General features: G+C 74.0%; 28 protein-coding genes. 6 read left to right on the top strand and 22 right to left on the bottom strand.

Annotation, left to right across the window (positions count from 1 at the left end; translation table 11 throughout):
- The first annotated feature begins 145 nt into the window (after nt 1–145).
- The 3 genes from IE308_RS06160 to IE308_RS06170 all read left to right on the top strand — a co-directional run bounded on the left by IE308_RS06160 (nt 146) and on the right by IE308_RS06170 (nt 2847).
- Nucleotides 146–1639: a bifunctional phosphatase PAP2/diacylglycerol kinase family protein gene (locus IE308_RS06160; protein ID WP_190216903.1), complete on the top strand. Its 1494-nt coding sequence runs from the start codon at nt 146–148 to the stop codon at nt 1637–1639.
- Between the two features lie 158 nt (nt 1640–1797).
- Nucleotides 1798–2619, top strand: a complete 822-nt coding sequence (locus IE308_RS06165; protein ID WP_190216904.1) for a methyltransferase domain-containing protein — start codon at nt 1798–1800, stop codon at nt 2617–2619.
- Between the two features lie 54 nt (nt 2620–2673).
- On the top strand, nt 2674–2847 hold the full coding sequence (locus IE308_RS06170; RefSeq protein ID WP_110632880.1) for a hydrophobic protein: 174 nt from the start codon (nt 2674–2676) through the stop codon (nt 2845–2847).
- A gap of 63 nt (nt 2848–2910) precedes the next feature.
- Here the strand turns inward: IE308_RS06170 and IE308_RS06175 are convergent, their stop codons facing one another.
- The 13 genes from IE308_RS06175 to IE308_RS06235 all read right to left on the bottom strand — a co-directional run bounded on the left by IE308_RS06175 (nt 2911) and on the right by IE308_RS06235 (nt 12809).
- On the bottom strand, nt 2911–3195 hold the full coding sequence (locus tag IE308_RS06175; RefSeq protein WP_190216905.1) for a gas vesicle protein K: 285 nt from the start codon (nt 3193–3195) through the stop codon (nt 2911–2913).
- On the bottom strand, nt 3192–3380 hold the full coding sequence (locus IE308_RS06180) for a gas vesicle protein (RefSeq protein ID WP_110632874.1): 189 nt from the start codon (nt 3378–3380) through the stop codon (nt 3192–3194). The genes IE308_RS06175 and IE308_RS06180 overlap by 4 nt, the downstream gene beginning before the upstream one ends.
- The gene (locus IE308_RS06185) at nt 3377–4168 is read right to left on the bottom strand and encodes a GvpL/GvpF family gas vesicle protein (protein ID WP_110632871.1); all 792 of its coding nucleotides are present in this window, start codon (nt 4166–4168) and stop codon (nt 3377–3379) included. The genes IE308_RS06180 and IE308_RS06185 overlap by 4 nt, the downstream gene beginning before the upstream one ends.
- Nucleotides 4165–4521 carry a gas vesicle protein gene (locus IE308_RS06190; protein ID WP_190216906.1) on the bottom strand — a complete coding sequence of 119 codons (357 nt, stop codon included), beginning with the start codon at nt 4519–4521 and terminating at the stop codon, nt 4165–4167. The genes IE308_RS06185 and IE308_RS06190 overlap by 4 nt, the downstream gene beginning before the upstream one ends.
- Nucleotides 4518–5747: an SRPBCC family protein gene (locus IE308_RS06195; RefSeq protein ID WP_190216907.1), complete on the bottom strand. Its 1230-nt coding sequence runs from the start codon at nt 5745–5747 to the stop codon at nt 4518–4520. The genes IE308_RS06190 and IE308_RS06195 overlap by 4 nt, the downstream gene beginning before the upstream one ends.
- Complete coding sequence (locus IE308_RS06200) at nt 5747–6412, bottom strand: DNA primase (protein ID WP_162655640.1); 666 nt, start codon at nt 6410–6412, stop codon at nt 5747–5749. The genes IE308_RS06195 and IE308_RS06200 overlap by 1 nt, the downstream gene beginning before the upstream one ends.
- A complete protein-coding gene (locus tag IE308_RS06205) occupies nt 6409–6672 on the bottom strand; it encodes a gas vesicle protein GvpG (protein WP_110632863.1) in 264 nt (87 codons plus the stop codon). The genes IE308_RS06200 and IE308_RS06205 overlap by 4 nt, the downstream gene beginning before the upstream one ends.
- 3 nt (nt 6673–6675) lie before the next feature.
- Entirely contained in the window at nt 6676–7449 is a 774-nt protein-coding gene (locus tag IE308_RS06210; RefSeq protein ID WP_110632861.1) for a GvpL/GvpF family gas vesicle protein, read from the bottom strand.
- Complete coding sequence (locus IE308_RS06215) at nt 7446–7877, bottom strand: gas vesicle structural protein GvpA (RefSeq protein ID WP_110632858.1); 432 nt, start codon at nt 7875–7877, stop codon at nt 7446–7448. The genes IE308_RS06210 and IE308_RS06215 overlap by 4 nt, the downstream gene beginning before the upstream one ends.
- 80 nt (nt 7878–7957) lie before the next feature.
- Entirely contained in the window at nt 7958–8311 is a 354-nt protein-coding gene (locus IE308_RS06220; protein WP_190216908.1) for a gas vesicle protein GvpO, read from the bottom strand.
- Between the two features lie 99 nt (nt 8312–8410).
- Nucleotides 8411–9337 carry a non-homologous end-joining DNA ligase gene (ligD, locus tag IE308_RS06225; RefSeq protein ID WP_229908716.1) on the bottom strand — a complete coding sequence of 309 codons (927 nt, stop codon included), beginning with the start codon at nt 9335–9337 and terminating at the stop codon, nt 8411–8413.
- On the bottom strand, nt 9334–11181 hold the full coding sequence (locus IE308_RS06230) for a transketolase (protein ID WP_190216909.1): 1848 nt from the start codon (nt 11179–11181) through the stop codon (nt 9334–9336). The genes ligD and IE308_RS06230 overlap by 4 nt, the downstream gene beginning before the upstream one ends.
- On the bottom strand, nt 11178–12809 hold the full coding sequence (locus IE308_RS06235) for an NAD(P)/FAD-dependent oxidoreductase (RefSeq protein WP_190216910.1): 1632 nt from the start codon (nt 12807–12809) through the stop codon (nt 11178–11180). The genes IE308_RS06230 and IE308_RS06235 overlap by 4 nt, the downstream gene beginning before the upstream one ends.
- Before the next feature lie 168 nt (nt 12810–12977).
- Between IE308_RS06235 and IE308_RS06240 the strand changes: the two genes are divergently transcribed.
- Complete coding sequence (locus IE308_RS06240; RefSeq protein WP_110632843.1) at nt 12978–13937, top strand: LLM class F420-dependent oxidoreductase; 960 nt, start codon at nt 12978–12980, stop codon at nt 13935–13937.
- A 12-nt stretch (nt 13938–13949) separates the two neighbouring features.
- A complete protein-coding gene (locus IE308_RS06245) occupies nt 13950–15041 on the top strand; it encodes an enolase C-terminal domain-like protein (protein ID WP_190216911.1) in 1092 nt (363 codons plus the stop codon).
- Between the two features lie 55 nt (nt 15042–15096).
- On the opposite strand, the gene IE308_RS06250 is transcribed toward IE308_RS06245, so the two are convergent.
- The 3 genes from IE308_RS06250 to IE308_RS06260 all read right to left on the bottom strand — a co-directional run bounded on the left by IE308_RS06250 (nt 15097) and on the right by IE308_RS06260 (nt 17787).
- Complete coding sequence (locus tag IE308_RS06250; RefSeq protein WP_190216912.1) at nt 15097–16140, bottom strand: SDR family oxidoreductase; 1044 nt, start codon at nt 16138–16140, stop codon at nt 15097–15099.
- 6 nt (nt 16141–16146) lie between these two features.
- Nucleotides 16147–16689: a phage holin family protein gene (locus IE308_RS06255; RefSeq protein ID WP_190216913.1), complete on the bottom strand. Its 543-nt coding sequence runs from the start codon at nt 16687–16689 to the stop codon at nt 16147–16149.
- Nucleotides 16690–16848: 159 nt separating this feature from the next.
- Nucleotides 16849–17787: an arginase family protein gene (locus IE308_RS06260; protein WP_190216914.1), complete on the bottom strand. Its 939-nt coding sequence runs from the start codon at nt 17785–17787 to the stop codon at nt 16849–16851.
- 112 nt (nt 17788–17899) lie between these two features.
- On the opposite strand from IE308_RS06260, the gene IE308_RS06265 reads away from it, so the two are divergent.
- Nucleotides 17900–18247: a DUF6204 family protein gene (locus tag IE308_RS06265; RefSeq protein ID WP_190216915.1), complete on the top strand. Its 348-nt coding sequence runs from the start codon at nt 17900–17902 to the stop codon at nt 18245–18247.
- Here IE308_RS06265 and IE308_RS06270 read toward each other — a convergent pair.
- The 6 genes from IE308_RS06270 to IE308_RS06295 all read right to left on the bottom strand — a co-directional run bounded on the left by IE308_RS06270 (nt 18219) and on the right by IE308_RS06295 (nt 24903).
- Nucleotides 18219–18782, bottom strand: a complete 564-nt coding sequence (locus IE308_RS06270; RefSeq protein WP_190216916.1) for a GNAT family N-acetyltransferase — start codon at nt 18780–18782, stop codon at nt 18219–18221. The genes IE308_RS06265 and IE308_RS06270 overlap by 29 nt on opposite strands.
- 259 nt (nt 18783–19041) lie before the next feature.
- Complete coding sequence (locus tag IE308_RS06275) at nt 19042–19965, bottom strand: S66 peptidase family protein (protein ID WP_190216917.1); 924 nt, start codon at nt 19963–19965, stop codon at nt 19042–19044.
- On the bottom strand, nt 19962–21926 hold the full coding sequence (locus tag IE308_RS06280; RefSeq protein WP_190216918.1) for a S9 family peptidase: 1965 nt from the start codon (nt 21924–21926) through the stop codon (nt 19962–19964). The genes IE308_RS06275 and IE308_RS06280 overlap by 4 nt, the downstream gene beginning before the upstream one ends.
- Before the next feature lie 5 nt (nt 21927–21931).
- Entirely contained in the window at nt 21932–23236 is a 1305-nt protein-coding gene (locus IE308_RS06285; RefSeq protein WP_190216919.1) for a M20/M25/M40 family metallo-hydrolase, read from the bottom strand.
- Complete coding sequence (locus tag IE308_RS06290; RefSeq protein ID WP_190216920.1) at nt 23229–24062, bottom strand: M55 family metallopeptidase; 834 nt, start codon at nt 24060–24062, stop codon at nt 23229–23231. Before IE308_RS06290 ends, IE308_RS06285 begins: the two co-directional genes overlap by 8 nt.
- A gap of 100 nt (nt 24063–24162) precedes the next feature.
- On the bottom strand, nt 24163–24903 hold the full coding sequence (locus tag IE308_RS06295; RefSeq protein ID WP_190216921.1) for a class I SAM-dependent methyltransferase: 741 nt from the start codon (nt 24901–24903) through the stop codon (nt 24163–24165).
- Nucleotides 24904–24958 lie beyond the last annotated feature (55 nt).

The following is a 24958-nucleotide window of genomic DNA, read 5'->3' on the forward strand; positions in this document are numbered from 1 at the left end:
AGATCGCTCCTCACGCTCGGTGACGGTGTCCCTCAGGGGGTGCGCCGCGGCAAAGGGCACATCGGCGCCGGCCGCCGGGCCACGGTGGCGGGTCCACGGCGGTCCGCCGGTCGGGAAACGGCCGCTTCCGGGTACCCGGGACGGTATGAGCCCAGACGTCGATCTGACCGTCCCCCTGCCCGGCCGTCACCGGCTGCGCGAGAAACTGCTCGCCCTCGACTCCCGGCTGTTCGAGTTCGCCGCCGAGCAGCACTGGCCGGGCGGAGAGCCGGTGCTGCCGCGGCTGAGCCGCAGCGCCAACCACGGTGTGCTGTGGTTCGCGACGGCCGCCGCGATGGCGGCGAGCCGCACCCCGCGGGCCCGCCGGGCCGCCGTACGGGGTGTCGCCTCCCTCGCCCTGGCCTCCCTCGCCATCAACACCCTCGGCAAGCGCTCGGTGCGCCGGCCGCGCCCGGTGCTGGACCCGGTGCCGCTGGTACGGCAGCTGAAGCGGCAGCCGATCACCACGTCGTTCCCGTCGGGTCACGCGGCGTCGGCCGCCGCGTTCGCGACCGGGGTGGCGCTGGAGTCGCCGGGGTGGGGGCTGGCGGTGGCGCCGGCCGCCTTCTCGGTGGCGATGTCCCGCGTCTACACCGGCGTGCACTTCCCGAGCGACGTCCTGGCCGGTGCGGCGCTCGGCGCGGGCGCCGCGTTCGCGGTGCGGGGCCTGGTGCCGACGCGGGCGCAGCTGGGCCCGCCGCCCCGGCCGCGCGCCGACGCGCCGGCGCTGCCGGACGGCGAGGGTCTGGTGCTGGTGACCAACACGGCGGCGGGCAGCGCCGAGCGGGTGCGGGCGCTGCAGGGCCTGCTGCCGGGCGTGGAGATCGTGGAGTGCGAACCGGAGGACGTGCGGGCCGAGTTGGAGAAGGCCGCGGCGCGGGCCCGGGTGCTGGGGGTGTGCGGCGGCGACGGCACGGTGAACTCCGGCGCGGAGGTCGCCCTGCGGCACGGGCTGCCGCTGGCGGTGCTGCCCGGCGGCACGCTGAACCACTTCTCCTACGACCTCGGGGTGGAGGGCGCCCGCGATCTGGCCGAGGCGCTGACGCGCGGCGAGGCCGTGCGGGTGGACGTGGGCCGGTTCACGTCGGGCGAACGGCGCGGTGTCTTCCTCAACACGCTGAGCCTGGGCGTCTACCCGGAGCTGGTGCGGGTGCGGGAGCGCTGGTCGCACCGGATCGGCGGCTGGCCGGCCGGGGTGCTGGCCGCGCTGCGGGTGCTGAACACCGACCGGCATCCGCTCCAGGCCGAGGTGGGCGGCCGCCCGCACCCGTTGTGGCTGCTGTTCGCCGGGAACGGCACCTACCACCGCATGGGCCTCACCCCTGGTCGCCGGCTCGACCTGGCGGACGGGCTGCTCGACGTACGGGTGGTGCACGGGGGACGCCGGCCGGCGCTGCGGCTGCTGGCCGCGGCGATCGCCGGACCGCTCACCCGCTCCCCCGTGCACGCCGCCGAGCAGGTGCCCAGGCTCCGCCTGGACGGTGTCGCGCCGGGCACGCTCCTCGCCTACGACGGCGAGGTCGTCGAGGTGTCCGGCCAGGTGACGGTGGACAAGATGCCGCAGGCGCTGACCGTGTACCGCCCGGCACCCCTCACCTGACCGCGCGCCCTGCCCCTCTTCTCGGAACTCTCTGACGGACCGTCAGACCATATGCCGGACGCCGGATCTCATCATCCGGCCGGTGCGCGGTACGGTGACGGCGATCGCCCCGCGGGCCGTTCCCCGGCGGGGACCGGTACGAGGAGAGGGGCACAGCCATGCCCGAGGCGCGGGAGACGGCCGTCTACACGCACGGCCACCACGAGTCGGTGCTGCGGTCGCACACCTGGCGCACCGCGGAGAACTCCGCGGCCTACCTGCTCGGTTCGCTGAAGCCCCACCTGAGGATCCTGGACATCGGCTGCGGCCCCGGCACGATCACCGCCGACCTGGCCGCGCTGGTCCCCGAAGGGCACGTCACCGGTGTCGACCGGGCCCCGGAGGTCCTGGAGCGGGCGCGGGCCGCCGCCGGGGAGCGCGGTCTGGCCAACGTGGACTTCGCGGTCGCCGACGTGCACGCCCTGGAGTACGCCGACGCCTCCTTCGACGTCGTCCACGCCCACCAGGTGCTCCAGCACGTCGGCGACCCGGTGCGGGCACTGCGCGAGATGGCGCGGGTGACCCGGCCGGGCGGCATCGTCGCGGCCCGCGACTCCGACTACGCGGCGATGACCTGGTACCCGGAGGTCCCGGGGCTGGACGGCTGGCTGGACCTGTACCACCGGGTGGCCCGCGCGGGCGGCGGCGAGCCGGACGCCGGGCGGCGGCTGAAGGCGTGGGCGCGGCAGGCGGGCCTGACCGACGTCACCGCGACCTCCAGCACCTGGACGTACACCACGCCGGAGGAGCGCCGCTGGTGGAGCGAGCTGTGGGCGGAGCGCACGGTGGCCTCGTCCTACGCGCGGCTGGCCGTGGACGGCGGCCACGCCACCGAGGAGGAGCTGGCGGCCGTCGCGGAGGCCTGGCGGGAGTGGGGCCGGCACGAGGACGGCTGGTTCGCGGTGCTGCACGGGGAGATCCTGTGCCGAAAGGATGCGTGAATCCCCGTTTTCCGGGCGTATTTCGGGAAACCCGGATCGCAGGAGGTTCACATTATGGTTCCCATTCTGCTCGTACTGCTTCTGGCGATAATCCTTTTCGGCGTCGGATTCGCAGTGAAGGCGCTCTGGTGGATCGCACTCGCGGTTCTGGTCGTGTGGCTGCTGGGGTTCCTGTTCCGTGGTGCCTCGACGGCCGGCGGCGGGCGGGCCCGCTGGTACAGGTGGTGACACACCGGCACAGGTGGTGGTGAGGTGACCCGGGCGGTCACTCCCGGGGGCACCCGGGGGCCGTCACTCCCGGGGCAGCAGCGGCCCGAGCGGCCCGAGGTCCAGATTCAGGTCCTCGGGCCGCAGTCCGTAGCGGTCCCGCAGCTCGGACATGCGGTCCTCCAGCAGCATCAGCGTCAGCCCGATCCGCTCCTCCTGGTCCTCGCTCAGGTCGCCGGCGTCGAACCGGCGCAGCGCCTGCCGCTCCATCAGCTGCCGCAGCAGCTCCACCACGGTCAGGACGAGTTTGACGAGGTCCCGCTCGACGGTGTCGGGATCGAGGTCCAGCCGGTTGCGCGGGGCGGTCACTGGGAGTCTCCGAAGGGCGAGGGCACCTGGGCGTTGACGGAACTGATCAGGGCGTTCAGGTCGATGCGGACGAGGTCGACGTCCGCGATGCGCAGGGTCAGGTCGCCGACGATGACGACACCGCCGGCGAGCAGCCGGTCCAGCAGGTCCACGAGGGCCACCTCACGGCGTTCGACGACGGTCACGTCTGCTCCTCCTCCACGAACGAGTACGCCGCCCACGGGCCGGTGAGTTCCACCCGCATTCCGGGCGTCCCGCCCTTGCTCTCGTCCTTGGTGCGGTCGACCAGTTCCACGAATTCCTCGGAACGGGACCGCGGCACCAGATAGGCGGCATTCAGCACATTGCGTCCGGCGGCACCGGACAGCGTGGCATTCTGCGGATTGTGCAGCCGGGAATCCTCGGCGTGCGCGCACAGGGTGGCGTGCAGGCGTCCGGCAAATTCCTCGGCCTGCTGCCACATGTTCTCGTGGGCGCGGGCCTGGGTGCTGCGGCGGCGCAGGTAGTCACGGCCCGACACGGGCTGCCCCGACACCGCGGGCGCCGAGGGCGTCCCGCTCTGCGCCTGCTCCGGGGACACCTCGGCGTACACCTTCACGCCCCACTCCACGCGGCCCTCCAGCCGCTCCAGGGTGCGCCGGAAGACCCGCTCGCGGGCCTCGATCATGGTCCGTACGCCGCTGTCGTCGTGGAAGACGGTGCCCAGCCGCAGCGGCAGCGGTGTGGTGACGACCGTGAGCGCGTCGATCACGCCCTGGTGGGCGCGGGCGGTCGCGGTCAGCCAGTCGAGGTCCTCCAGGTGGGCGCGCAGCGGTTCCTCGGCGAAGTCGCTCGCCGGGACCTCGCTGAACACGGCGACCAGGCCATGGTGGACCAGCTGCCGGGGCGGCGCGCCGGCCACCCCCGTCAGCTGTGCCTGCAGGGGCGCGCCGAAGGGGCGGCAGACCGCGTACACGTACCGCAGTCCGGTCATGAGGCCTCCTCAGGGCCGTGGGCCCGGCTGCGGGGCCGGCCGCTCTCCAGCTCGGCCAGCCGGGCCCGCAGCTCTGCGTTCTCACGGGCGAGTTCGTCGCGGCGGGCACCGCTGGAGAGGGCCGGATCGGTCTCCCACCAGTCGATGCCCATCTCCTTGGCCTTGTCGACGGAGGCGACGATGAGCCGCAGCTTGACGGTGAGCAGTTCGATGTCGAGCAGGTTGATCCGGATGTCCCCCGCGATCACGACACCCTTGTCCAGGACGCGCTCGAGGATGTCGGCGAGGTTGGCCCCGCCGCCGCTCCCGTAGGGCTCGGGCAGCCGTCCGGCCATGGGGCTCGGCTGGGTCATCGCCTGCTCCCCGAACGGGAGTACTCGTCCTCGTCCTCCTCGGCGTCCTCGTACTCCTCCTCGTCACCCTCGGGCTCGTAGCCCTCCTCGGGCTCCTCCTCGTCCTCCTCCTCGTCCTCGTCGTAGGCGTCCTGGTCCTCGGAGGTCTCCTCGCCGTACGGCTCCTCGTCCTCCTCGGCGGCAGGGGCGCCCTCGCCTTCCTCGTCCTCCTCGTACTCCTCTTCCTCGTCCTCGGGCGCCTCGTCGGACTCCTCGTCCTCGTCACGGGCTTCCCGGCCGGACTCCTCGTCCTCGGACTCCTCGCCCGACTCCTCGGACTCCTCGCCCGACTCCTCGGCTTCCTCCGCCTCCAGGGCTTCCTCGTGGCTGCGGACGACCTCGCCGTCCTCGATCTCGCCGCGCCAGCCCTCGTCCACCTCTCCCTTGAGGGTGATGAAGCGGGCGTAGTGCTTCAGGTCGAGACGGGCCCGGCGGCCCTGGGCACGCCAGATGTTGCCGGTCTTCTCGAAGAGGCCGGAGGGGTAGTACTCGATCACCAGCAGGACGCGGGTGAGGTTGTCCGCCAGCCGGTGGAAGGTGACGGCGCCCTTGGTGGAGCCCTTGGCGCCCTCCGACGTCCAGGCAATGCGCTGGTCGGGGATCTGCTCGGTGGTGGTCGCCTTCCAGCTGCGGCTCGACCACCAGACCTTCGCCTGCCAGTCGGAGTGGGTGTCGTCGGCGCGGCTCGCGCTCTTGACGCCCTTGGCGAAGCTGCTGAAGTCCTGGTACCGGGTCCACTGGTCGTAGGCGGTGCGCAGCGGCACGCCGACGTCGATGGACTCGATGATCACGGTCGGCTTGTTGCCGGCGCGGCCCTTGCCGCCCTTCTTCTTCCCGCCGAGGCCCTTCAGCGCCCCGACGACGTTGTCCTTGGCACGCGTGGCTCCCACCTCCAGGGCGGTGCGCAGCGGGCCCTTGCCCTCGGCCAGCTTGCGGCCGCCGTCGAGGGCCAGCTTGGCGAAGCCGGGACTGTTGCCCTCGGCTATGTCGTTCAGCTTCCCGGTCGTCTCGCCGAGCTTGCGCCCGACGCCGGTCAGCATCCGGGTCGCCTGGGCGGCGAGGTAGTCCTGCAGTTCCGCCTTGAGCCGGTCCGCGGCCTCGCTGTGGGCCAGGTCCGACAGCGGGTTGCCGTTGCCGCCCGCCGCTCCCCGCGCGGCCGAGCCGGCCGATCCCAGGGTGTCGGTCATCACTCACCGCCTCCCTTCGCGCTCCGGCCGGAGGGAGCGGACTTCGCCGCCTTCTTCCCGGCCGAGGCGGTCTTCCGGGCCGCTCCGGCGGCCGGTGCCTTCTTGGCGGCCTTCTTCGCGGGGGCCGTCGCGGACGTCTTCTTCGCCGCGGTCTTCTTGGCCGGTGCCTTCTTCGCCGGAGCCTTGCGCGCCGAGGACCCGCCCTCGGACTCGTCCTCCCGCGCCGACCCCTTCCGCGACCCGGCCTCCTGCTCCTCCGGCTCGTCGTCGGCGGCCTCGTCCCGCTCCTCGCGGGAGTCGTCCTCGGCCTCGGTGTCGTCCTCGTCGTCCTGCCGGCCGCGGCCCGTGCCGCCCGCCAGCTGGTCGCGCACCTGGCCGGTACGCGAGTGCAGCCGGTCGGCCAGCGCGCCGATCTGCCGCTCGACGAGCGCCCCGGAGGCCGCCTTGCCGACGCCGCGCAGATCGGAGCGGAGTTCCTCGCCGATCTCCTTGAACTGAGGGTTCTCCTTCAGCTGCCGGTTCACCAGCTCCGCGACCGCGCGCGGGCTCAGGTTCATGCGTTTGCCGGCGACGAGGCTGCCGACGGCGAACGCCAGTTTCGCCTTCTTCGTACGTCCCAGGACGTACCCTGCCCCTACCGCGAGGCCCACTCCGACTCGGTTCATCGTGCCGTCCACTCACCTGTCCCCGCGCTCGCGCGCGTCGCCGTCTCCAGCCGTTCGAGAAGTTCGTCCTCCTGCCGGTCGAACTCCTCCTCGCTGATCTCCCCGGCCTCCAGTCGCTCCTCCAGACGGGCCAGCTCGGCGCGCACGGTGGCCGGGTCGTAGTAGATGCGCTCCGCTTCCTGGAGCACCTGTTTGATCACCCAGGCGCTGCCGCGCACCGGAGCGAACGGCAGCAGCAGCACCTCGCCGAGCAGGCCCATGGCTCATCCCGCCTCTGTGTCCGCGTCGCCGGCCGCGGTGGCCGCGTGCTCGGCCGGACCCGGGTCGACGAAGCTGTACGGCGGCAGGGGTCCGTTGACGCGGATCTCCAGCTGCGGCAGCTCCTCGCGGGCCCGGTCGACGGCCTCCAGGAAGCGCGCCGCGGCGTCCCTCTCGACGAGGAACGACACGTTGGCCAGCCAGCCGGTGGACTCGGGCCCCGCGTTGACCGCCTCGGCGGCGGGCTCCAGGAGCTGCTGGAGGACGCTGCCGTCCTCGGCCTCCTTGGCCTTCACCGCGGCGGCGACCATCTCGCCGAGCCGCAGCTTGTCCTCGTAACTTCCGCCGCCGGCCTTGCGATTGGCCTCTGCGACCGCCCTGACCTCGCTGTTCTCGGCCATCACGCGATGCAGGACGGCCTCCTCGACGTGGCTGGCCTTGACGTTGTACTCGACGCGGCCGTCCAGCGCCTGCAGCCGTTCCCGGTAGTGGTCGGCGCGCTCGGCGAGGACGTCGGCGACGGTCTCGTCGTCGGGGGCGATGCTGCCGAACCGCATGGGCAGCACGCAGCCGGCCGCGCCCGCCTCACCGAGGACCGTCTGGTGGGCGAGCAGGTCGCGCCGCTTGGGGCGCAGCCCCTCGGGGGCGTCGCTGACGATGGCCGCGAGCTCGCCCGCCCGCACCACGCGCACCGGCAGGGGCGGTTCGCCCACGCCGGTCAGCCCGTCGGGCAGAGCCAGGTCGGAACCCGCGGTGATGCCGTAGACGTAGGTGCTCACTCCTCTTCCTCCCGCTTCCTGCGCGCGGCGGTGGTCTTGCGGGGACGCGGCCGCTCCTCTGCCTCGCCGCCCTCCTCACGCGCCTGCTTGAAGGCGTCGGAGATGGTCTGGGCGGCTCCCGAGAGGGCGCCCTTGGACTTGCCGCGCGCACCCGACTCGGTGATCTCTCCGACCATGTCGGGCAGGCCGGGGCTCTTGCGCGGACCGGCCTCCAGGTCGAGGCGGTTGCACGCCTCGGCGAAGCGCAGATACGTGTCCACGCTGGCCACCACGACCCGTACGTCGATCTTCAGGATCTCGATGCCGACGAGGGACACCCGCACGAATGCGTCGATGACGAGCCCCCTGTCGAGGACGAGCTCGAGAACGTCGTAGAGGCCACTGCTGCCTCCCCCGCCGCCGGACTGCTGTGCCGGGACAACGGTCATGCCGACCGTGCCTCCTTCTGTCGTGGTGGATTTCTGTCGTCGTACTCGCCGGGATCCGTGGCGAGGGCCACGGACGGCGGCTACTGCCTGCCGCCCCGGGCGTCGGCCCGGCCGCGTTCGTAACGGCGGACGCGGCGGTAACCGGTGAGCTGTCCCTCCGGATCGAGCTCCACCTGGTAGCTCGCCATGAGGCTCATGGTGTCGGGCACCCGGGCGAGTTCCATGACCTCGATCTCCAGGGCCCAGCCGTCCTCCGTCTGCTCGAAGGAGGACACGGACTCCGCCTGCATTCCGGTGAGTTCCGCGAGTTGCGCCCGCGCGTTGCGGAGCACCTCCATGGGGCGCAGCCGCTCGCCGGCCGGCTCCCGCTCCTCCGTTTCGTCCGATGAGTTCTGTGCGTTCTGTGCGTCTCTTGTGTTCTTTGTGTTCGCCATGGCCACCTCTTCTCCTCCGTGTGGCCGCTGGTTCCTTGGCCAAACCTTGACGGGCTCGCCGATCGGGGCCGGACGGGACGGCACCGGGTGCCGGGCGGCTCATCCCCGCAGCGCGTCCAGCCGCCGCCGCGCCGGGCCGAGCGCCCGCCCCCGGCCGCTCACCGCGGCCCACGGGTCGGTGCGGGCGTGCTCCACGGCGTCGGCGAGGGTCCAGCGGCGGGGACCGAGGTCCGGGTCGTCCAGCTGCTCCCAGGCGATCGGTACGGCCACGGGCGCACCGGGCCTGGCCCGCACGGTGTACGGGGCGACCGCGGTCTGGGCGTAGCCGTTGCGCTGCACGTCGAGGTAGAGCCGGTCGCCGCGGTCCTTCTTGCGGGCGGCGGTGGTGAACCGGTCGGGGTGTTCGGCGACGAGCAGGTCGGCCACGTCCCGGGCGAAGTCCCGCACCTCGTCGACCTCGTCCCGGCCGTCGAGCGGCACGATCACGTGCAGTCCGCGCGAGCCGGTGGTCATCAGCGCCGAGGGCAGCCGGAGCTGGTCCAGCAGGTCGCCGAGCCGGCGGGCCGCCTCGCGTACGGCCGTGAAGTCGTCGTCCGCGGGGTCGAGGTCGAAGACCAGCCGGTCGGGGCGGGTGGGGCTGCCGGTGCGGGAGAGCCAGCGGTGGAAGGTGAGGCAGGCCTGGTCGGCGAGGTAGACCAGGGTGGCGGTGTCGTCGCACACGGTGTGGCAGACGGTGCCGTCCTCCTTGGGCAGCTCGGCGCGGGTGATCCAGTCCGGGTAGTGCTCGGGGGTGTTCTTCTGCATGAAGCGCGGCCCGTCGAGGCCGTCGGGGTGCCGCTCCAGCATCAGCGGACGGCCGCGCAGGTGCGGCAGCATGAAGGGGGCGACCGACCGGTAGTAGTCGACCAGGTCGCCCTTGGTGTACTCCTTGGTGTCCGCGCCGCCGGGGAAGAGCACCTTGTCCGGCCGGTGGACCTCGACGGTACGGCGCCCGGCCCGCACCGTGCGCGCGCCGCCATGGCTCACGGCACGATCGCCTCCTCCACGAGGAGCTTCCCGGCGGCCGCGATCGACTCGGCGTCGATGCCGGCGGCGTGCAGCTGCTCGTCCGGGCTCGCCGAGCCGGGCATGGTGCGTACGGCGAGCCGGGCCAGCCGCGGCACCGGCCGCCCGTCGGCGAACGCCTCGGCGACCGCGTCGCCGAGGCCGCCCTCGGGGTGGTGGTCCTCGACGGTGAGCAGGCAGCCGGTCTCCTCGGCGGCCCGGTGCAGGGTGTGCGTGTCGACGGGCTTGACCGAGTACAGGTCGATCACCCGGACGTCGATCCCGTCGGCGGCCAGCGTGTCGGCGGCGGCCAGCGCCTCCGGCACGGTGATGCCGGCGGCGACGAGGGTGAGCCGGTCCCGTTCGGAGGAGCGCAGCACCTTGCTGCCGCCGACGGGGAAGTCCTCCTCGGGGCCGTAGATCACCGGGGTCTTGCCGCGCAGGGAGCGCAGGTAGCCGATGCCGTCCAGACCGGCCATGGCGGCGACCAGCCGGGCGGTCTGGTTGGCGTCGCAGGGGTGCAGCACGGTCGAGCCGTGCACCGCGCGCATCATCGCCAGGTCCTCCAGGCCCATCTGGCTGGGCCCGTCCTGCCCGATGGAGACACCGGCGTGCGAGCCGACCAGGTTGATCCGCGCCCCGCTGACCGACGCCATCCGCACGAAGTCGTAAGCGCGGGTCAGGAAGGCCGCGAAGGTGGAGGCGTACGGCACCCAGCCGCGCGCGGCGATGCCGACGGCCGCGGCGACCAGCTGCTGCTCGGCGATGTAGCACTCGAAGTAGCGGTCGGGGTGCTCCTTGGCGAAGAACTCCGCCCGGGTGGAGTCGCTGACCTCGCCGTCGAGGGCGACGACGTCGCCGCGTCCCGAGCCGAGCGCGGCGAGCGCGCGGCCGTAGGCGTCCCGGGTGGCCACCTCGTCGCCCTTCTCCCAGGTGGGCAGGTCGACGGGGGCGGTGGACATCGACCGCAGGGCGCGCACGGCGGGCGGCTCGTGCACCTCGACGCGCAGGTTCCGCTCGCCGCCGAGCTGCGCGATCGCGTCGTCGGCCTCGGGCAGTGGCTTGCCGTGCAGGCCCTCGCGGTCCTCGACGCCCTGGACGCCCTTGCCCTTGAGGGTGCGGGCGAGGATCACGGTCGGCTGCCCGACGGTGGACAGCGCCTCCCCGTAGGCGCGGTCGATCGCGTCCACGTCGTGCCCATCGACCTCGATCGTGTGCCAGCCGAACGCCTGGAAGCGGCGGGCGTAGGCGTCCAGGTCGTGGCCGTGGCGGGTCGGGCCGCGCTGGCCGAGCCGGTTGACGTCGACGATCGCGGTGAGGTTGTCCAGGTGCTCGTAGGCCGCGTGCTCGGCGGCCTCCCACACCGAGCCCTCCGCCAGCTCGCTGTCGCCGGTGAGGACCCACACCCGGTAGCCGGTGTGGTCGAGCCGCTTCCCGGCGAGCGCCAGGCCGACGCCGACCGGCAGGCCCTGCCCGAGGGAGCCGGTGGCCGTCTCCACCCACGGCAGGCGCCGCGGGGTGGGGTGTCCCTCCAGGCGGCTGCCCAGCTCGCGGAAGGTGAGCAGCTCCGCGTCGTCGATCGCGCCGGCCGCCTTGTACGCGGAGTACAGCAGGGGCGAGGCGTGGCCCTTGGAGAGCACGAAGCGGTCGTTGCCGGGGTGGGCGGGGCGGTCGAAGTCGTAGCGCAGGTGGTGGGCGAGCAGGACGGCCATCAGGTCCGCGGCGGACATCGACGACGTCGGGTGCCCGGAGCCGGCGGAGGCCGCCGCGCGGACGCTGTCCACGCGCAACTGCTGCCCCAGCTCGACGAGTTCACCGGTGTTCATGAGTCTCCTTCCGCGGGGTCGGGCGCGTCGGTGCGCTTGACGGGGCCGGGGGCGGGGTGCTCCTCGGGCAGTCCGCCGGGTGCGGGGCCGGGCTGGTTGCGGGCGGGTTCGCCGCCGGGCTGGTTCCTGGCCGGCTCGCCGCCCGGCTGGTTCTTCGCCGGTTCACCGCCGGGCCGGGCCCGGGCCTCCTCGGCGCCGGGCCGCGGGCGGGCCTCCGCGGGCCCGGTCTCGTTCTGCGCGGCCTTCTCGGCGGAGTCGGTCGGTCGCATGTGCGTCTCCTTCTCCGGTTGCTGCTGCGGGGGTTCCTCGTGCTGTCTCTGCGGCCGTCCCGGCACCCGCGCCAGCTCCGGCGACGCCGATTCCAGCGGCACCGACCAGGAGCGGACGAGCCCCAACTGGACGGCCTGGCGCGGCAGCAGGGTGTCCAGCAGCCAGTCGGCGGCGACCCGGATCCGGTTGCCCGGCATCGCCGCGAGGTGGTAGCCGCGGGTGACCGCGCCGGCCACGGGCCCGGACAGCGGCACGCCCAGCGGGTTGGCGGCGGCCTGGGCCCCGCCGAGGTCGACGACGAACCCCATGTCCTTGTGCCGGTACGGCTGCAGCTCGCCGCCGCTGAGGGAGGCGGCGACGTTGCGCCCGGCGACCGTGCCCTGCCGCCAGGCGTGCTGCGCGGTCATCGGCGTGTAGCCGCCCGGCTTGTCCAGGTCGGGTACGGCGGCCGCGTCACCGCAGGCGAAGACCTCGGGCCGGCCCGGCACCTGGAGAGAGGGCTCGACGAGCAGCCGGCCGCGTTCCATGGGCAGTCCGAGCGACGCGGCGAGCGGGTCGGGCCGTACGCCCACGCACCACACCAGGGTGCGGGTGGCGACGAACTCGCCGTCGGTGAGCAGGACCCCGTCCGGCGTGGCCTCCTTCACGGAGGTGCCCATCCGCACGTCGACGCCGCGCTCGCGCAGCACCCGGTCGGCGGTGCGCGAGAGCCGTTCGTCCAGTTCGGGCAGGACCCGGTCGGCGACGTCCAGCAGCATCCAGCGCGGCCGCACACCCTTGCGCAGGGGGTGCTTGCGTACCTGCGCGTCGGTGAACAGCTGCCCGTGGGCGGCGACCTCGGTGCCGGTGTAGCCGGCGCCGACGACGACGAACGTGCAGCGTGCGGCGCGGCTCTCCGGGTCGTCGGCGCCGGCCGCCAGCTCCACCTGGCGGGTGACGTGGTCGCGCAGGTAGAGGGCCTCGGGCAGGCCGCGGAAGCCGTGCGCGTGCTCGGCGACGCCGGGGACGGGCAGCAGCTTGTTCACGCTGCCGGCGGCGAGGACCAGCCGGTCGTAGCCGAGGCTGCCGGGGTTCCCCTCGGGGTCGGTGTAGCGCACGGTGCGCCCGTCGAGGTCGATGCCGTCCGCCTCGCCGAGCACCAGCCGCACCTGGGGCAGGGTGCCGGAGAGGGAGATCGTGACACGGCGCGGTTCGAGGAGGCCGGCGGCGACCTGGGGCAGCAGCGGCAGGTAGAGGAAGTAGTCCGTCGGGTTGAGCACGGTGATGTCGGCCCTGCCCCGGGCGAGCCGCGCCAGGGTCCGGGCCGTGCGGTATCCGGCGAAGCCGGCACCGACGATCACGATGCGGGGTCGACTCACGAGGTTCGCCTCCGGCGGTATGGGTCCCGTACGAGGGTTTCCGCGTTTCCCCGGCCTCCGGGGCCAAACGTCGGCCCGGGGCCCGGGGCGGGCGGTCACGGGTTGCCGGGGGGAGGCCCGGGTACCCGGCACGCGACCCGACCCCCCACGTCGTGGAGGCACCAGCCCATGCCCGAGTACGGCTACTTCCTCTCGTGCGAGCAGTACGGCCCCGCGGAGCTGATCGAGCAGGCCCGGATGGCCGAGCAGGCCGGATTCACGGCGCTGTGGATCTCCGACCACTACCACCCGTGGAACGACGAGCAGGGGCAGAGCCCCTTCGTGTGGTCCGTGATCGGCGCGCTGTCGGAGGCGGTGTCGCTGCCGGTCGAGACGGCGGTGACCTGCCCGACCGTGCGGATGCACCCGGCGGTGGTGGCGCAGGCCGCGGCGACCAGCGCGGTGATGACGAACGGCCGGTTCCGCCTCGGGGTCGGCTCGGGCGAGGCGCTCAACGAGCACATCCTCGGCGACCCCTGGCCACCCACGCACGTCCGCCTGGAGATGCTGGAGGAGGCGATCCAGGTGATGCGCCGGCTGTTCACCGGCGAGGAGGTCAACCACCGCGGCCCCCATTACACGGTGGAGAACGCCCGCCTGTACACGGTGCCCGACGAGCCCGTGCCGATCGACATCTCCGGCTTCGGTCCCGCGGCGACCGCACTGGCCTCCCGGGTCGGCGACGGCTATGTCACCGTCCAGCCGGACGCGTCGATGGTGGAGCAGTTCCGCAAGGGCGGGGGCGGCGGCAAGCCGGTCAGCGGCGGCACCAAGGTCTGCTACGGCACCGACAAGGACGAGTGCGTACGGACCGTGCACCGGCTGTGGGCCAACGAGCAGCTGCCCGGCGAACTGGGCCAGGTGCTGCCCTCGCCGAAACACTTCGAGCAGGCGCAGCAGCTGGTCACCGAGGACATGGTGCGCGAGAGCCGGGTGTGCGGCGACGACGTGGACGAGCACGTCGCGGAGCTGAAGCAGTTCGCCGACGCCGGGTTCGACCACGTGTACGTCAACCAGATCGGCCCCGACCTGCGCGGCTTCTTCGACTTCTACCGCACGAAGGTGCTGCCGCAGCTGCAGCAGTCCTGAGGGGGCGCGCCGATGCCACTGCACCGCCCCGCCGTGTCGGTGTACACGGTCCCGACGGACGCCCCCGAGGCGGACGGGACGCTCGCCTGGGACTCCACCACCATCGTGATCGCGGAGGTGTCGGACGGGGAGGCCACCGGCACCGGGTGGACCTACGGCCCGCCCGCGGTCGGCGCCTTCCTGGACGAGCAGCTCGCGCCGCTGGTGGAGGGCCGCGATCCGCTGGACGTCCCGGGCGCGCACGAGGCGATGTGCCGGGCGGTCCGCAACGCGGGCCGCCCGGGCGTCGCCGGGTGCGCGATCTCGGCGCTGGACATCGCCCTGTGGGACCTCAAGGCACGGCTGCTGGAACTGCCGCTGGCCCGGCTGCTGGGCCTGGCCCAAGAAGAGGTCCCGGTGTACGGCAGCGGCGGCTTCACGACGTACCGGGACAAGCATCTCGCGGCCCAGCTCAACGGCTGGGTGCACGGGCAGCGCATCCCCCGCGTCAAGATCAAGATCGGGGAGGACCGGGGCGGCGCGGTCCTGCGGGACATGGCGCGGGTGCGGGAGGCGCGGCGGGTGATCGGCCCGGGAGCCGAGCTGTACGTCGACGCCAACGGCGCCTACACGCGCAAGCAGGCGGTGCGGGTCGGGCGGGCGCTCGCCGAGGAGGGCGTCGCCTGGTTCGAGGAGCCGGTCTCCTCGGACGACCTGACCGGTCTGCGGCTGGTGCGGGACGCCCTGGTGTGCGACGTGACGGCCGGGGAGTACGGCTACGACCTCGCCTACTTCGCGCGGATGATCGGGGCGGGCGCGGTGGACTGTCTGCAGGTGGACGCGACGCGGTGCGGCGGCATCACGGAGTTCCTGCGGGCCGCCGCGCTGGCCCAGGCGCACGGCCTGGAGGTGTCCGCGCACTGCGCGCCGCACGCGCACGCCGCGGCGGCGGCCTCGCTGCCGAACGTGCGGCACCTGGAGTGGTTCCACGACCACGTGCGGATCGAGGACATGTTCTTCGACGGCGCGCTGGACCCGTCGGGCGGCACGGTGCGCCCGCTGTCGGGTGTGGGTCACGGGCTGACGCTGCGGGCGGAGGAGGTGGCGCGGTACCGGGTGGGATGAGGCCGGCGACGCCGACGCCCCCGGGGTTCCCGGGGGCGTCGCCTCGGTCCCGGCCTCAGCCTCGGCCGTTGCGCCGGCGCAGCCCCGCCGCCACCGCCGCGCCCACTCCGCCGACCAGGAGGCCCGCGCCCACCCGGGTCCGGTTGCGGGAGGCCCACTCCTGGGGGCTGGAGGCGGTGGACTCGTCGTCGAAGCGGCCGTGCGCCCCGTGGTCGTAGCCGTGCGGCCCGTCGGCGGGGGCCCACAGGTTGCCCGTCCTGCCGTGCCCGTCCTGCCCGGCGGGCGGCTCCTCCTGCTGGGAGTCGTAGCCGGTGCGGGCCAGGTAGCGGTCGAGGAACCCGGGCGCGATCGCGTTGGCGATCAGCGTGGCGGCGGTGGAGCCGCCGACCCAGTACTCGCGCCGCCGGCCGTGCGCGGCGGCGTGCACGATCGCCCGGGCGGCGACCTCCGGCTGGTAGACCGGAGCGACGGGCCGGGCCTGTCCGGGCATCCGGCTGAGCACCCAGTCGAACTGGGGGGTGTTCACCGCGGGCAGCTGCACCATCGTCGTGCGCACCTTGCTGCCGTCGTGCAGCAGTTCGCAGCGCAGGGACTCGGTGAAGCCCTGGATCGCGTGCTTGGCGCCGCAGTAGGCGCTCTGCAGCGGCACACCCCGGTAGGCGAGCGCGGAGCCCACCTGCACGATCGTGCCGCGGTCGCGCGGCACCATGTGCCGCAGGGCGGCGCGGGTGCCGTTCACATAGCCGAGGTACGTCACCTCGGTGACCCGGCGGAACTCGTCGGCGGTGATCTCCGTGAACGGCGCGAAGGCCCCGGCGAACGCGTTGTTGACCCAGACGTCGATCCGGCCGAAGGCGTCGGCCACCTGCTGGGCGGCGTCCTCGACCGCCTTGGCGTCGGCCATGTCGACCGGTACGACGAGGGCGTCGCCGCCCGCCCGCCGTACGTCGTCGGCCGCGGCGGCGAGTCCCTCACGCCCGCGGGCCAGCAGGGCGACGCGGGCGCCCCGGGCGGCGAAGGCCACCGCGGTGGCCCGGCCCACGCCGCCGCTCGCCCCGGTGACGACGACGGCCTTGCCGTGCTTGGTCGGTCCCCGCATCGCGCATCACGCCCTGTGGTGCGGCTGCTCGGGGTCGATGTCGTCCTGGCGGGGCGCCGCGGGCCCGGAGCCGCCGGGTGCCGGGGTGCCCGCGCCGGGGGCGCCGGTGGCCGCGCCCGCGCCGCCGGGGGCGACCGGCGGCATCGGCGGGTACGCCGGTCCCGGGCCGCCCGCCGGGCCCACCGGCGGGGTGCCGCCGACGACGTGGTCACGGCTCGCGGCCTGCTCCGCCTCGCGCTCCGGCGCCGGCCGGGAGCCGGCCGGGTGCGCGGCGCCGCGCAGCAGGTAGGCGGCCACGCCGAGGATCGCCGCCGTGATCAGCGCGGCGGCCCAGTCAGGGACGCCGAGCGCCAGGGCGAGGCCCAGAGCGAGCGCGAGGGCCGCGCCCGCGTACAGGGCGACGGCGCCGGAGGCGGCGTACAGCATGGCCGTACGGCGCTGCTTGCGGGTCTGCTGCCGCAGCTCGTCGCGGATCGTCTCCCGCGCCACCTGCGCCAGCTCGTCGACCAGATGCTTGTCCAGATGCTCCAGGTGATCCATGCCTGCCATGCCGGCCGGGTACCCGTGGCTGTGCGGGCGTAACGCGGCGTGGCGGCCGCCCGGGGGTGCGGCGGATCCGGTGGAGGATCACCCGCCGCGGCCCGGGCCCGGCAGGACCCGGCCCGGGCTCGCCGCCAGGGAGATCCTCAGGGCGGCGGCGGGTCAGGACTACGCGAAGGCGCCGGCGGCGCCGGGACCTGTGGAGCCGTCGAAGGCGTCGAACGCGTCCACGACGATGTCGGCGAGCAGCGCGCCCGCCGTGCCCTCGGGGTCCAGATCCGGGTCGTAGATCGTGATATTGAGGCCGACACAGTGCGGGGAGGCGAGCAACGGGCGCAGCAGGGCGAGGAGTTCGTCCGGGGTGAGGCCGTCCGGGTCGGGGCTGTCGACGGCGGGCATCACCGACGGGTCGAGCACGTCGGCGTCCAGGTGCACCCAGAAACCGTCCAGCTGCGGCACGGCGAAGGCCTCGGCGGTGGCGCGGGCGAGGGCGTCGGCGCCCCACTCGCGCACGTCGCCGACGGTGACGACGGGGATCTTCAGCGCGGCGAGTTCGGCGCGCGCCTCCTCGAAGCAGTCCCGGATGCCGAAGTAGCGCACGTCCTCGTCGCGCAGATACGGCTTCAGGCCCTCCAGGTTCGTCAGGTCCTCCTGCCCGCGCCCGGTGCCCAGGGCGATCTCCTCGCCGCCGGCCGCGCCGATCCGGCCGGAGTTGCCGGGGTGCCGGAAGTCCGGCGAGGCGTCGAGGACGGCCATGCCGTAGCGGCCGAGGCGGCGCAGGGCGAGCGAGGCGCCGAGGTTGATGGAGCAGTCGCCGCCGAGGACGAGCGGGAAGTCCCCGGCGCGGACGTGGTGTTCGATCCGGTCGGCGAGCTTGCGGGTGTACGAGGCGAGCGCGCCGGCGTTGAACACGCCGTCGCCCTCCTGCCAGTCGCCCCGGTCGTAGCGCGGCGGCACCACCACCCCGCCCCCCAGCGCGCGCAGCCGCTGCACGATCCGCTGCTCGCGCAGCGCGCCGGCGAGCTTGTAGCAGCCGGGGACGGTGCCGGGCGCGGGCGGACGCAGGCCGAGGTTGGACGGGGCGTCGAGGGCGACGATATTGCGCATGCGGTCCATCGTCGCCCACCGTACAGTCGGCCGTCGACCGTATACGGGGGACGGCCGCATACAGCGGTCCGAGGGAATGCGGCGGTCGACCGGATCCAGTGAGGAGCACGATATGAGCGAGCAGCACACCTACCGGGTGATCGTCCGGGGGACCTGGGACGGCCTGACCGACGAGGCCCGCGAAAAGCTGCTCGCCGAGGCCGCCGAGCATGGGCTGACCAGCATGCGCTTCACAGAGGAAGGGTCGCTCAGCTACGAGCCGCGCCCGCTGAAGCACTTCTCCCTGCGGTACGAGGTGGTGTCGGACGCGGCCGACGGCGAGGAGATGGCGGGTGCGCTCGCGGAGGACCGCGCCGAGCGCACCCTGCGGGAGCTCGGGTACGGCTTCCGCGACCTGAGGTCCACCGTCACCGACCTGGACACGATGAAGGTCAACCGGAAGTCCGCATCTCCGCGGTGAGCGCCCAGCGCTCGTGGTCGCGCCACGCCCCGTCGATGAAGAGCATCTTCGGCGAGTAGCCCTCCAGCCGGAAGCCGCAGGAGCGGGCGAGGGCGAGGGAGGCGGCGTTGCCGGGCTGCGCGTTGATCTCCAGCCGGTGCAGCCGCATCGGCCCGAACGCGTACCCGATGACCAGCTCCAGCCCCTCCTTCATCAGCCCGCGCCCGGCCGCGTGCGCGAAGGCGCCGTAGCCGAGGGCCCCGCACAGGAAGCCGCCCTCGACGATGTTGTTGATGTTGATGAACCCGGCGAGGGAGCCGTCGCCCGTCTCACCGCCCTTCTCGCAGACCAGGAACCCCGCCTTGGTCGGGTCCTCGATCAGCCGGCCCGCGTACGCGGTGTAGGCGCCGGCGCTGTCCGGCGGGAACAGCCACGGGTGGTGCAGGTCCTTGCTCTCCCTGGCCCGGGCGGTGAACTCGGGGCCGTCGTCGTGGGTGAAGTGGCGTATGCCCACGCGAGGGCCCTCGGCGAGGTAGCGGGATGCGTTGTGCGGCATCCCGCCACCCTACGACGGCCCCGGCCCCGGCACGCGTCGAGCACCGGCCCGGGCGGCTCAGCCACCCGCGACGGGCAGCTGGAGCACGCCGGTGTCGCCGGGCGCGCTGACCACCGTCACGGGCTTGATCCCGCGGTTGCCGAGGTAGGCGCTTCGCTCGCGGCGACGTGAGGATCCGGCCGGGCGGGCGGCGCACGGCCGGGCGCACCGGCCCCGGGATACGGCACCGCGCGGCGGGGGCGGTCGGCGGGTTCGCCCCTCAGCGGAGCGCGGGTTCGTCCAGCGTCAAGGTGCCCGCGTCCGCGTCGAGTTCGGCCGTCACCCCGAAGGGGATCGTGAGCGCGCCCTCGCAGTGCCCGAAGCCGAACTCCTCGGCCACCGGGACCCCGAGCCCGCCGAGTCGGTCGACGAGCAGTTCCCGCACCCGGTCGTAGGACTCGCACCGGTCCCACGAGCCGAGCAGCACGCCGTGGACGCCGTCCAGCCAGCCCGCGCGCAGGAGTTGGGTGAGGTAGCGGTCGAGGCGGTACGTCTCCTCGCCGACGTCCTCCAGGCAGAGCAGGCCGCCGGCCGCGGAGGGGCGGGCGAGCGGGCTGCCCAGTTCGGCGGCGAGCAGGCACAGGCAGCCGCCGAGGAGTACGCCGCGGGCCCGGCCGCCGGTCAGGGCGCGTCCGCCGGAGGTGATCGTGCGGACCGTCTCCGGCGCGAACAGGGTGGCCCGCAGGTGGTCCTGGGCGCGGGCGTTCTTGAGGAAGTCGACGCCCGCGGCCATCGGGCCGTGCAGGGTGACCAGGCCCAGCCGGGTGGCGAACGCCTCGTGCAGGGCGGTGATGTCGCTGAAGCCGACGAACACCTTGGGGCCGGCCGCCCGCATCGCCTCCCAGTCCAGCAGGTCGGCCATGCGCTGCACGCCGTAGCCGCCGCGGGCGCACACCACGGCGTCGACCGACGGATCGCACCAGGCGGCCTGGAGGTCGGCGGCGCGGTCGGCGTCGGTGCCCGCGAGGTAGTCGAACCGGGCGTGCCGGTCGAGGACATGGGGGGCCACGACCGGGTCGAGGTCCCAGCCGCGCAGCACGTCGAGCCCGGCCTGCAGGCGCTCCTCGGGCACGGGGCCGCTCGGCGCGACGACCGCCACACGGGCGCCGGATGCGAGCCGCGGGGGCCTGGTCAGTTCCTTCACTCGGTCAGCTCCAGTGCCGGGACGCCGGGCGGTTCGAGACCGAACACCTGGGCGTACAGGGACAGTTCGGCCTCCAGGGCGCGCACCATGGTGTCGGCGCGGCGGAATCCGTGGCCCTCCCCCTCGAAGGCGATGTAGGCGTGCGGCACTCCGCGTCCCGCCATGCGGGCCAGCAGCCGCTCGCTCTGGGCGGGCGGGCAGATCACGTCGTCCAGGCCCTGCAGCAGCAGGAAGGGCGCGGTGATCCGGTCGGCGTGCTCGACCGGGGAGCGTTCGGCGTACCGGTGGGGCACCTCGGCGAACGGGCCGACCAGCGACTCCAGGTAGCGGGACTCGAAGTCGTGGGTCTCCCCCGTCGCCCAGCCGGTGAGGTCGAGGACGGGGTAGATGATCGTGCCGCAGGCGTAGACGTCGGTGCCGGCGAGGGAGGCGGCCGTGGTCCAGCCGCCGGCGCTGCCGCCGCGGATCGCGAGCCGGGCGCGGTCGGCGGTGCCCTCCTCGGCGAGGGCGAGCGCGACGGCCGCGCAGTCCTCGACGTCGACCACGCCCCACTGCCCGCGCAGCCGGTTGCGGTACTCCCGCCCGTACCCGGTGGAGCCGCCGTAGTCGACCTCGGCGACGCCGATGCCGCGGGAGGTGAAGTAGGCGATCTCCAGGTCCAGCACGAGCGGGGAGCGCCCGGTGGGCCCGCCGTGCGCCCAGATCACGTACGGGGCGGGCCGGTCGCCGGGGGCGACGCAGCCCGGGTGGTGCGGCGGGTAGACGTGCGCGTGGATGTCCCGGCCGTCGGGCCCGGTGAAGGTGCGGATCTGCGGTTCGGGGTAGTAGGCGGGGTCGACGGCGTCGGTGTGCGCGGCGCCGACCACCCGGGCCCGGCCGGTGGCGGTGTCCAGTTCGACGACCTCGTAGGAGGTGCGGGGGCTGGCGCCGACGGCGAGGACCCGGTCGCCGTGGACGGCGAGCGTCGGCGCGAACTCGGTCCAGGGGCCGGCCGCGTCGACGACCTCACCGGATTCCGGATCCAGTATCCCGAGTGCGGTCGACCCGCGTCCGTGGACGACGGCGATCAGCCCGCTGGCCAGCGGGGCGAACCAGCGGTGGCCGAGCTTCCACAGCGCCCCGCCGAACTCCTCCTCGCGGGTGCACAGCGGCCGGCCGTCCCGGTGGAGGTTCCACCAGCCGCCGCGGTCGCTCGTGTACAGCAGACCGCCGTCCGGCGACCAGTCGGCCTGGGCGATGGACTCCTCCGGCCCGCCGGCCACGGTCCGCGCCCCGCCCAGGGTGCCGTCGGCGTGGACGTCGGCGACGATCAGCTCGGTGCCGTCCCACGGCATCCGCGGGTGGTCCCAGGCCAGCCAGGCGGCCCGCCGCCCGTCCGGGGAAAGGCGCGGCCCGGTGACGAACCGGTGCGCGTCGTCGGTGAGTTCGCGCACCGCGCCGCGGTCCCCGGCGGCCGAGCCGTCCAGCGGTACGGCAGCCAGGACGCGCCGCACGTCACCGGGGCCCTCGCCGGTGAACTCCTCCAGCACGCACCACACCTCGCCACGCTCGGCGAGCACCTGCGGCTCGGCCCAGCGCAGCCCGCCGCCCACCTCGGAGACCGGGGTGAGGGGGCGCGGGTCCTCGCCGGGGTGGAAGGCGTACAGCCGCTGGTCGGCGAAGTGCACGAAGACGACCAGCGGCCGCCCGTCGACCACGGCGCCGCCCCAGGGCTGCCCGCCGTACTCGATGACACGGCTGCGCACGTTCCACGGCGCCGGCAGCACCGGCTCCTCGCGGCCGTCGGCGTGCCGTCGCACCAGGGTGCGCCGGCCGCCCTCCGTGGGCCGGGGCTCGGTCCACCAGGCCTCGTCGCCGACGAAGCCGACGTACTCGGGATGCCCGTCGTGGGCGGCGGCCAGGGCCGCGTCGATGGGCGACGGCCACGCGCCGTACGGCAGGGTCTGCACGTTCTCCCCCAACTCGCCTACGCCGTCCGCAGGAAGCGGTCCAGCACCCGCACCCCGAAGTGCAGCGCCTCCACGGGTACCCGTTCGTCGACGCCGTGGAAGAGGGCCTGGTAGTCGAAGCCCTCGGGCAGCTTCAGCGGGGCGAAACCGTAGCCGGTGATGCCGAGCCGGGAGAACTGCTTGGCGTCGGTGCCACCGGACATGCAGTACGGCACCACGTGGCCCTCGGGCGCGAACTCCTCGACGGCCGCGCGCATCGCCGCGAACGTGGGCGAGTCGACCGGCGCCTGGAGGGCGACCTCGTGGTGGTGGAACGCCCAGTCCACGTCGGGGCCGGTCAGCTCGTCGATGGTGGCGCGGAACTCGTCCTCGTGGCCGGCGAGGTAGCGCCCGTCGACGTAGGCGACGGCCTCGCCCGGGATGACGTTCACCTTGTAGCCGGCGTTCAGCATGGTCGGGTTGGCGCTGTTGCGGATGGTGGCCTCGACCAGCTTGGCGGCCGGGCCGAGCTTCTCCAGCAGGCCGTCCACGTCGTCCAGGCCGGCGTCGAGGCCGTACAGCGCGGCGAGTTCGGTGAGCGCGGCGCGCACGGTCGGGGTGAGCCGCAGCGGCCACTGGTGCTCGCCGATGCGGGTGACCGCGGCGGCGAGCCGGGTCACCGCGTTCTCCCGGTTCACCTTGGAGCCGTGCCCGGCCCGGCCGCGCGCGCTGAGCTTGAGCCAGCCGGTGCCCCGCTCCCCCGCGGCGATCGGGTAGATCTGCCGTCCGCCGCCGTCGTGGAAGGTGAACGCGCCGGACTCGCTGACGCCCTCCGTGCAGCCCTCGAACAGCTCCGGGTGCCGGTCGGCGAGGAAGCCGGAGCCGTCCTCTGCGCTGTCCTCCTCGTCGGCGGTGAAGGCGACGACGATGTCCCGGCGGGGCCGGAAGCCCTCGCGGGCCCAGGCGCGCACGACGGCGAGGATCATCGCGTCCATGTTCTTCATGTCGACGGCGCCGCGCCCCCACACGACCCCGTCGCGGATCTCCCCGGAGAACGGGTGGACGCTCCAGTCCAGGGCCTCGGCCGGGACGACGTCGAGGTGGCCGTGGACGAGCAGCGCGTCGGCCGACGGGTCGGTGCCCTCGATGCGGGCGACGACGTTGGTGCGGCCCTCGGTGCGTTCCAGGAGCACGGGCTGAAGGCCCGCCCCGGCGAGCTGCTCGGCCGCGTACTCGGCGGCGGGCCGCTCCCGGCAGTCGCCCCCGCCCCGGTTGGTGGTGTCGATCCGGATCAGCTCGGAGGTGAACCGGACCACCTCGTCCAGCGCCTGCTGGTCAGCCATACTGCTCCTCCACCGCCGCCGAGACGATCGTGGTGACCGCCTTGAACGTGCGGATGCCCTCGTACATGGTGCCGCTGGTGTACGCCACCTTCCGCTCCCCGGTCCGGGCCACACCCGGCACCACGGTGGCGGCCATGGCGAGGTGTTCGGCGTCGAACTCGACGGCGACTGTATACGGTCCGCCGTCGACGGGCGCCCGGCGCACCGCCAGGGCCGCCGCCTCCTTGGCCGCGGCCCGGATGTCGGCGGCGGTGCGGGTGGGGGTGCGGCACACGGCGGCGTACCGGGAGACGTGGTCCTTGACGGCGACCTTCAGGGCCTCCGGCGCGTAGCCGAGGGCGTCCTCGCACGCCAGGTCGTCGCCGGTGACGAGGACGACGGGGACGCCGTACTCGGCGACGACGTGCGCGTTGAGCAGGCCCCCGCTGGCGCGGACGTCGTTGAGCCAGACACCGGTGATCTGGTTGGCGAGGTAGGTGTGGGCGAGGACGCCCTCCTGGCCGGCGCCGGCGTGGTAGCCGACGAAGGCGATGCCGTCGACGTCGCCGTGCTGGACGCCCTCCACCATGGACAGTGCCTTGTGCCGGCCGGTGAGCATCTGCACCCGCGGGTCCAGCTCCTCCAGGAGGAGGTTGCGCATGGTCCAGTGGGCCTCGTTGACGAGGACCTCGTCGGCGCCGCCGTCGAAGAAGCCGAGCGCGGCCGCGTTGACGTCCGAGGTGAACAGGGCGCGGCAGCGCTCCCACTGCGGGGTGCCCGGCAGCACGTCGGCCGGCCAGGTCACGCCGGTGGCGCCCTCCATGTCGGCGCTGATGAGGATCTTCATGGCATGTCACGGTACGCGCCGGGCGGGCGTCCCGCCATGACGGGGAGGGCGCCCGGTCAAGCGGTCCTGGGCGCCCGCTCAAGCGGTCCTGGGCGCCCGCTCAGGCGTCCCGGACGCCGGTCCCGGTGCCCGCGAGGACGAACCAGCGGGCGGGCAGGTCGATGCGGGTGCCGTCCGGCAGGTTCTCGGTCTGGGGCAGGGTCGTCTCGCCGGTCGCGAGGACGTCCAGGCCGGCTTCGCGCAGCAGGCCGGGGATCTCCTCGTCGGCCGCGTCGGCGGGCTTGAGGCCGTGCTCGAAGACCCGGCGCAGCTTGGGGCCCGGCCCGCCCGGCGCCGACGCCGCGCGGGCCAGTACGTCCCGCGACCCGGAGGTGAGTTCGACGACGAACGCCCGCCCACGGGTGCCGACCAGCTCGGCGACGGCCCGGGCGACGGCGGGCCGCGCCGGGGGTTCGCTCTGGTGGATGACGGCGCGCATGTACACGTTGGTGTCGCCGAGGCGGTCGTGCAGGGCCTGTACGGCCTCGGTGTCGGTCAGGTCGAGCTGCTGGAACTGAACGGCCACGCCGTCCGCGGCCCGGCGGGCATGCTCGACGGCGGCGTGCGAGAGGTCGACGCCCACGGCACGGGCGAACCGGGTGGCCAGGTACCGAGTCTGGGTGCCGTTGCCGCAGCCGAGGTCGACCACGGGCAGGGCGGGGTCGGCGTGCGGCAGGAGCAGCTCGCAATGGGGCGCCGCGGTCAGCGACGGATCGGCGTCCCAGATCGCCTCGCCCGGGGCGTCGGACGTCTCCCGCCAGTAACTCTCCCAGTTGTCGCGGTAGTTCTCGGAGATCTTCATGCGCGCTCCCCACGGCTCGGTTCCGTGATCGGAGTATCGCGACGGGAGGGTGCAC

Origin of the sequence: Streptomyces griseosporeus (assembly GCF_014656055.1) — a bacterium.
GTDB lineage: Bacteria > Actinomycetota > Actinomycetes > Streptomycetales > Streptomycetaceae > Streptomyces > Streptomyces griseosporeus.

Bases quoted from the DNA above. Each gene is read 5' to 3' on its own strand.
- IE308_RS06170 (WP_110632880.1), top strand. From the start codon at position 2,674: ATGGTTCCCATTCTGCTCGTACTGCTTCTGGCGATAATCCTTTTCGGC.
- IE308_RS06165 (WP_190216904.1), top strand. From the start codon at position 1,798: ATGCCCGAGGCGCGGGAGACGGCCGTCTACACGCACGGCCACCACGAG.
- IE308_RS06185 (WP_110632871.1), bottom strand. From the start codon at position 4,168: ATGACCGGACTGCGGTACGTGTACGCGGTCTGCCGCCCCTTCGGCGCG.
- IE308_RS06240 (WP_110632843.1), top strand. From the start codon at position 12,978: ATGCCCGAGTACGGCTACTTCCTCTCGTGCGAGCAGTACGGCCCCGCG.
- IE308_RS06290 (WP_190216920.1), bottom strand. From the start codon at position 24,062: ATGAAGATCCTCATCAGCGCCGACATGGAGGGCGCCACCGGCGTGACC.
- IE308_RS06200 (WP_162655640.1), bottom strand. From the start codon at position 6,412: ATGAACCGAGTCGGAGTGGGCCTCGCGGTAGGGGCAGGGTACGTCCTG.
- IE308_RS06230 (WP_190216909.1), bottom strand. From the start codon at position 11,181: ATGAACACCGGTGAACTCGTCGAGCTGGGGCAGCAGTTGCGCGTGGAC.
- IE308_RS06250 (WP_190216912.1), bottom strand. From the start codon at position 16,140: ATGCGGGGACCGACCAAGCACGGCAAGGCCGTCGTCGTCACCGGGGCG.
- IE308_RS06245 (WP_190216911.1), top strand. From the start codon at position 13,950: ATGCCACTGCACCGCCCCGCCGTGTCGGTGTACACGGTCCCGACGGAC.
- IE308_RS06190 (WP_190216906.1), bottom strand. From the start codon at position 4,521: ATGACCCAGCCGAGCCCCATGGCCGGACGGCTGCCCGAGCCCTACGGG.
- IE308_RS06295 (WP_190216921.1), bottom strand. From the start codon at position 24,903: ATGAAGATCTCCGAGAACTACCGCGACAACTGGGAGAGTTACTGGCGG.
- IE308_RS06195 (WP_190216907.1), bottom strand. From the start codon at position 5,747: ATGACCGACACCCTGGGATCGGCCGGCTCGGCCGCGCGGGGAGCGGCG.
- IE308_RS06205 (WP_110632863.1), bottom strand. From the start codon at position 6,672: ATGGGCCTGCTCGGCGAGGTGCTGCTGCTGCCGTTCGCTCCGGTGCGC.
- IE308_RS06215 (WP_110632858.1), bottom strand. From the start codon at position 7,877: ATGACCGTTGTCCCGGCACAGCAGTCCGGCGGCGGGGGAGGCAGCAGT.
- IE308_RS06160 (WP_190216903.1), top strand. From the start codon at position 146: ATGAGCCCAGACGTCGATCTGACCGTCCCCCTGCCCGGCCGTCACCGG.
- IE308_RS06255 (WP_190216913.1), bottom strand. From the start codon at position 16,689: ATGGCAGGCATGGATCACCTGGAGCATCTGGACAAGCATCTGGTCGAC.
- IE308_RS06265 (WP_190216915.1), top strand. From the start codon at position 17,900: ATGAGCGAGCAGCACACCTACCGGGTGATCGTCCGGGGGACCTGGGAC.
- IE308_RS06285 (WP_190216919.1), bottom strand. From the start codon at position 23,236: ATGGCTGACCAGCAGGCGCTGGACGAGGTGGTCCGGTTCACCTCCGAG.
- IE308_RS06220 (WP_190216908.1), bottom strand. From the start codon at position 8,311: ATGGCGAACACAAAGAACACAAGAGACGCACAGAACGCACAGAACTCA.
- IE308_RS06270 (WP_190216916.1), bottom strand. From the start codon at position 18,782: ATGCCGCACAACGCATCCCGCTACCTCGCCGAGGGCCCTCGCGTGGGC.
- IE308_RS06260 (WP_190216914.1), bottom strand. From the start codon at position 17,787: ATGCGCAATATCGTCGCCCTCGACGCCCCGTCCAACCTCGGCCTGCGT.